Here is a 6338-nt window from a genome sequence, read left to right as displayed (position 1 = left end):
CTGCCCCGTCGGGCGAATGAATTCGCTGCAACGACCACACGCAGTCCGCCTGCGCGGACTGGCTTGTTTTCGTGTGGTGAGGGCCAAGTGGCGCGCCCGTGGTGTGTGGCGGATCCCTCGGTCGCTGCCGGGCCTTCACGTGAGGGCTGGCTCTGTGTTGGCCGCTCCGTCGGGATGACAGGGCGCGCTTCCGCGGGTGAGGTGGGCGTGCAGGTGAAGCTCCGTGCCGGAAGCGGGCAGTGGCCCGCCCCTGGAACCCGCTGAAAACGACGCGGCCGGCCCCGTGTGGGACCGGCCGCTCCTCGTCAACCAGGCCGCCGGGTCAGCGGCGGGTGGTCAGCGTCAGGCGCAGGGTGCGCGAGGCGCCCGGCATGATGTTGTTGTTGCCGTGCGACGTGGCGTAGTAGCGCTCGTTCGTAACGTTCTCCACGTTCACCTGCGCGCTGAGCAGCGGGGCAAGGCGCAGGAACAGCGCCGCGTCGGCGCGGGTGAAGGCCGGGAGCGTTACGGTGTTGTCGATCGCCGCGAACATCTCCGCCTGGTGGACGACGCCCAGCCCGACCCCGATTGACGGGTGCACCTGCACCCGGTTCCACAGCGAGAACGTGCGCTCCGGCACCAGCGGCACCCGCTGGCCCGCGGCCGCGGCGGAGGTGGTGCTGGTGATCTTCGCCCGCTGGAAGCTGGCGCCGCCCACCAGCTGCCATGCCGCCGTCACGTTCCCCGAGGCGCCGAACTCCACGCCCGTGGTGCGCTGCTCACCCGTCTGCACCACCTTCTTGGGGTCTGCCGGGTCCGGGGCCGTGGTGTTGGTGCGCTCCAGCGCGTACAGCGCCGTGGTCAGCGAAAAGCCGGGGCGCACGTCCCACTTGGCGCCCACCTCGCGGTTCGTGAACCGCTCCGGCTCCAGCGTGCTCGACGTGGCGTTCAGCGAGCCGAACTGCTCCCCCGAGCTTGGCAGGTACGACACGCTGTAGCTGCCGTACAGCGACGCGGCCTCCACCGGCTTGAACACCAGGCCGGCGCGCGGCGACACCAGTTCGTCGCGGCGGCTGAGCTTCTCGCCGTTGCGGTTGTTGCGGAAGTCGATGTCGAAGCGCTCCCAGCGCACGCCCGCGATGGCCTGCAGGTGGCGCGAAATCTCCAGCTGGTCCTGCACGAAGAACGAGGTCACCGACGCCGTGGTGCCGTTGTCGGCATCGGTCGCGCTCTGCCGGAAGGTGATGGGCGTGGCCACGGTCGGCGCATTGAACGGCGCGGTGAAGGAGGTGGCCGCGTCGTTGTAGTAGCCCGTCCGCCGGAAGTTCTCCGTTTCCTGCCGTCCCACCTCGGCGCCCGCCAGCAGCGTGTGCCGCAGCGCGCCGGTGCTCAGCTCCCAGGTGACGTCCGTCTGGTTGAACAGGTTCCGGCGGTCCGTGGCGTTGCCGTAGGCCGTCAGCGTCACGTTTGCGCCATCCGCGCTCACCGCGCCGGGGAGGCTGTTCAGGTACTCCTTGTCGTAGTCCGCCATCCGCGTGCGGTTGCGCACCGTCCATCCGCCGGGAAGCACGTGCTCCACGAAGGCGCTGCCGGCGCTCACCCGTGCCGTCGCATAGCTGGAGTCGGGGTTGCCGAAGAAGGTGGTGATGGGTGCCCTGGACGGGCGGCCCTGGAACGAGGGGATGCCCCGGTCCACGGTGCGGTCGTCGCTGAAGTACTCGTACCCGGCCTGAACCGTCGTCCGCGCGCCCAGGGCCAGCGCCAGCGTGGGGTTCAGCCCGTAGCGGCGAAGCTGGTAGGTGTCGCGGAACCCTTCCGAATCCTCGTACATGCCGTTGAAGCGCAGCGCCAGCGCGCCGAAGCCCTGGCCCAGGTCCATCGTGGCGCGCCGGTGGTCGTGCGAGCCGCCCTCGACGGTGAACACCCGGGTCGGCGCCCAGCGCGGCTCCTTGGTGACGCGGTTGAGCACGCCGCCGCCGCCGCCCCGCCCAAAGGTCATGGCGTTGCTCCCCTTGAGCGCCTCTACCCGCTCCACGTTGTATACGTCGCGCAGGTACTGCACGTCGTCGCGCACCCCGTCCACGAAGAAGTCGGCGGTGCTGGCGTTGCCGCGGATGGTGGGCGCGTCGCGGTGCCCCTCGCCCTGGCCCATGGTGACGCCGGGAACGTAGCGCACCACGTCGGCCATCCCCTGCATGGACTGGTCGGCGATCACGTCGGCCGTCACCACGCTCACGGACTGCGGCGTGTCGCGCAGCGGCGTATCGGTGCGCGTGGCGGTGCTGCTGCGCGGCGCCCCGTACCCGCGGCTGCGCTGGCCCACTACGGTAAGGGTGGTGAGCGTGTACACGCACTCGCCCGCCGCCGCGCTCCCCGTGACCACCACCGTTTCGCGGTCGGTGAAGTGCGCCGTCATCCCGGTGCCGGCAAGCAGCCGGCGCAGCGCCTCGGCCGCGGTCAGCGAGCCGGAAACGCCGGATGCCTGCCGCCCGGCCGAGGCGGCCGCCACGTCCACCCGCACGCGGAGCGCCGTCTGGCGGGCATAGTCGCGCAGGGCATCCGCCAGCGGCTGCGGGCGGATGGAAAAGTGGATGACGGCCGAGGTGTCACCCTTCACGGCCCATTCCGCCGCTCCCGCCGTGACTGTGGAGAGGGGAGCCTGGGCCGCGGCAGGGGCGGCGCACAGCAAACATCCGAGTCCAGCTATGGTGATCCGGCGCATCGCACAGAGTAGGTTGAGATTGAGAACGATTCTCAACGCGCAGAATACAATCCGTCGGCCGCCCCCGCAAGAGTCTCGTCCCGCCCTCCGTCCATCCGAAGATCCTGGATGCGAAAAAGGCCCGCCGCTCCGGGGGAGCGGCGGGCCTTCTGCCGATGTGCAGGCCGGGCGGATCAGCGCTCGGCGAGAAGCGCCTCGGCGGCGAGGGCCGGCTGCGGCTCGGCGACGATGCGCGAAACGGGGAGCGCCTGCCGTGCGCGGCCGCCCTCCAGCTGGCGGCGGAAATCCGACTCGTCCACCAGGTCGCGGATGGAGCGGTCCATCCCGTGAAGCTGCTCTTCCAGCAGGGCCATGCGGCGCTCCAGGAGCTGCTGCGCCTGGTCCTGCCCCTGCAGTTCGCGGTACTTGGCGAGTGCCTCCATCAGCGGCTTCAGGGCGAACCGCGCCGTAAGGCCGGTGATGGGGATCAGGAGCGTAAGCATCCCCATGACGATGGCGGTCATGGCGATGATGGTGTCGTTGGTGCCCATCGGGGTTCTCCTTGTGCTGCCGCGGGGGAAGGGACGGACGGACGGGGCGCGCGGATGCGCGAATGCGGAGGTGTACGGAACGCTTCGCCGCCAGGTTTCAGCGGCGAAGCGTGCGAAAGATAACGACAGGCGTTCCGGGAATGAATCCCCGGTCAGCTGGCGGCTTCGGAGGCCAGGTTCAGCGGGGCGATGCGGGGGAGCACGCCGCGAACGAGGGCTACCAGGCGCTCCCGCACCTGCGCCCCCACCTCCATCACCTCGTCGTGCGAAAGCGCCTGCCCGCTGAGCCCCGCGGCCAGGTTGGTGATGCAGGAGATGCCCAGGCACTTCACCCCGATGGCCCGCGCCACGATCACCTCGGGCACGGTGGACATCCCCACCGCGTCCGCACCCAGCCGCCCCAGCATCCGCACCTCGGCCGGGGTCTCGTACGTGGGCCCCAGCAGCCCGGCGTAGACGCCCTGGGTAACCGGGATCTTCAGCTCGCGCGCCACCTCTTCGGCGGCGCGGCGGAAGCCGGCGTCATACGGGTCCGACATGTCGGGGAAGCGCGTTTCGCCCGGAAAAGTCTCGCCGATCAGCGGGTTCTGGAACATCAGGTTCAGGTGGTCGGCGATCAGCATCAGGTCGCCGGGCACGAAGCCGGGGCGGATCCCCCCCGCCGCGTTGGTCAGCAGCATGGACCGGGCGCCCAGCGACGCCAGCGCGCGCACCGGCAGCGCCACGTCCGACGGCTTCCATCCCTCGTACAGGTGAAAGCGGCCCTGCATGGCCACCACCTCCACCCCCTCCATCCGCCCGGCCACCAGCTGCCCCGCGTGCCCCGCCAGCGCCTGGGTGCGGCGGGGAAAGCCGGGGATGTCGTCGAAGGGAACGCGCACGGCGTCCTCGATCTCGTCGGCCAGGCCGCCCAGGCCGCTGCCCAGCACCAGGATGGCGTGCGGCGCGCGGGTGAAGCGCTCGCGCAGGAAGGTGACCGTGGGCTCGATGGAGGTGTGAGTCATTTCTCGTCAGTCGGGCGATGGGCGGAGGCTCCGGGACGAATCTCCGCCCGCCGCCCCCCGCCGTCAACGGGGTACAAAGTGGTGCACCATCCGTTTCCCGCCGGATGCGATGGCACTTCGGTCCCGAATCCGCACCGGAACGGTGCACCAATCCGGTGCAGTTGCATCGTTCCTCTCGCGCCCCACGCCACGTTGGAAATCCTCAACATGTTGCACGGAAGGCACTTGAACGATTTCAGGCGCGCGGCCCGCCGCGTGCCTTAGGAAGGCCACTCGATACGTGTGGCGCCTCTCGGAGCAGGCGGTCGCGGGCAGCATGCCCCGGCGGCTGCCTCCCCGTTTGGCAGGTCGAGGTACGGGCTGTTGCAGAACGGGCATTCCGGGCCGCGAGCGCGGCCCGTCTCTGCGGCACGGCGCCCCCGCCGTCGCCGATTCACCCTGTTGGAGGACCCTGATGAAGCGCACGCTCTCCCCCCTCGCCGCCGTCGCCATGTTCGGCTTCGCGGCTGCCTGCTCGGACTCGTCACCGACCGACACGGCGGCACGTGCCCCCGGAGGCGCCCCCCTGCTTTCGGCGGCGGCGGGCCGCGGCATCGAAGGACAGTACATCGTGGTGCTGAAGGACGGCGCCAACCCGAACGCGGTGGCCGCCATCGCCGGCGTGAGCCCGCGCTTCGTATACACCGCGGCGCTCAACGGCTTTTCCGCCACCCTGAACGCGGGCCAGCTGAACGCGCTGCAGCGCCAGGAAGGCGTCAGCTACATCGAGCAGGACCAGATCACCACCGCCACGGCCACGCAGAGCGGCGCCACGTGGGGGCTGGACCGCATCGACCAGCGTGACCTTCCGCTGAACAGCACCTACAACTACACGCCGACCGGCGCGGGCGTGAACGCGTACATCATCGACACCGGCATCCTGACCACCCACAACGAGTTCGGCGGGCGCGCGGTGTCGGGGTACACGGCCATCTCCGACGGCCGCGGCACCACCGACTGCAACGGGCACGGAACGCACGTGGCCGGCACCGTCGGCGGCACCACGTACGGCGTGGCCAAGGGCGTGAAGCTGTACGCCGTGCGCGTGCTGGACTGCGCCGGCAGCGGCAGCAACTCGGGCGTGATCGCGGGCATGGACTGGGTGGCCAGCAACCACGTGAAGCCGGCCGTGGCCAACATGTCGCTGGGCGGCGGCGCGAGCACGGCCACGGACGACGCGGTGAACCGCATGCACAACGCGGGCGTCACGGTGGTCGTGGCCGCGGGCAACGAGAACCAGAACGCCTGCAACGTGTCGCCGGCCCGCGCGGCCAACGCCATCACGGTGGGCGCCACCACGAACACCGACGCGCGTGCCTCGTTCAGCAACTTCGGCAGCTGCGTCGACATCTTCGCCCCGGGCAACAACATCACCAGCTCGTGGTACACCAGCACCACCGCCACCAACACCATCAGCGGCACGTCGATGGCTTCGCCGCACACGGCGGGCGTGGCTGCGCTGTACCTGCAGAACAACACGACGGCGTCGCCGGCCAGCGTGGCCAGCGCGCTGATCAACAACTCCACCCCCAACAAGGTGACGAGCGCCGGCACCGGCTCGCCCAACCGCCTGCTGTACAGCATCTTCGGCGGCGGCACCACGCCTCCCCCGACGGGCGGCACCACGTACACCGGCAGCCTGACGGGCGCGGGCGACTACGACATCCACCCGAACGGCACCTACTACCAGAGCACGGTGTCGGGCACCCACAAGGGCGTGCTGGACGGCCCCGCGGGGGTGGACTTCGACCTCCTGCTCTACAAGTGGAACGGCTCGGCGTGGAGCGTCGTCGCGCGCGCCGAGACGGCGTCGCCGGACGAGACCATCACCTACAGCGGCACCGCCGGCTACTACTACTGGGAAGTGAACTCGTACAGCGGCAGCGGCTCGTACACCTTCAATCTCACCAAGCCGAGCTGATCCCGCGGCTCGCTTGATGTGAATCGCCCCGCCGGCATCCGATGCCGGCGGGGCGATTCGCGTTGTGCTCTCGTCAGGGCTGCGCGGGCGCGGGCGGCACGCGCGGCGCGTTGGGATCGATGACCCTGCCCAGCAGCTCCGGC

4 protein-coding genes are annotated in these 6338 nt (G+C 70.3%); 1 reads left to right on the top strand and 3 read right to left on the bottom strand.

Going from position 1 to position 6338, the window contains the following annotated elements; genetic code table 11:
• Positions 1-322: 322 nt before the first annotated feature.
• The 3 genes from VIB55_RS22240 to VIB55_RS22230 all read right to left on the bottom strand — a co-directional run bounded on the left by VIB55_RS22240 (position 323) and on the right by VIB55_RS22230 (position 4235).
• Positions 323-2596: a TonB-dependent siderophore receptor gene (locus VIB55_RS22240; RefSeq protein WP_331878871.1), complete on the bottom strand. Its 2274-nt coding sequence runs from the start codon at positions 2594-2596 to the stop codon at positions 323-325.
• A gap of 278 nt (positions 2597-2874) precedes the next feature.
• Positions 2875-3231, bottom strand: a complete 357-nt coding sequence (locus VIB55_RS22235; RefSeq protein ID WP_331878870.1) for a hypothetical protein — start codon at positions 3229-3231, stop codon at positions 2875-2877.
• Positions 3232-3383: 152 nt separating this feature from the next.
• Positions 3384-4235 carry a purine-nucleoside phosphorylase gene (locus VIB55_RS22230; protein ID WP_331878869.1) on the bottom strand — a complete coding sequence of 284 codons (852 nt, stop codon included), beginning with the start codon at positions 4233-4235 and terminating at the stop codon, positions 3384-3386.
• A 454-nt stretch (positions 4236-4689) separates the two neighbouring features.
• Between VIB55_RS22230 and VIB55_RS22225 the strand changes: the two genes are divergently transcribed.
• Entirely contained in the window at positions 4690-6195 is a 1506-nt protein-coding gene (locus tag VIB55_RS22225; protein WP_331878868.1) for a S8 family peptidase, read from the top strand.
• The last annotated feature ends 143 nt before the right edge of the window (positions 6196-6338 follow it).

Source organism: Longimicrobium sp., from assembly GCF_036554565.1.
GTDB lineage: Bacteria > Gemmatimonadota > Gemmatimonadetes > Longimicrobiales > Longimicrobiaceae > Longimicrobium.
Note: the sequence above shows the minus strand (reverse complement) of the source record. Positions and strands in the feature narration are given on the sequence as shown.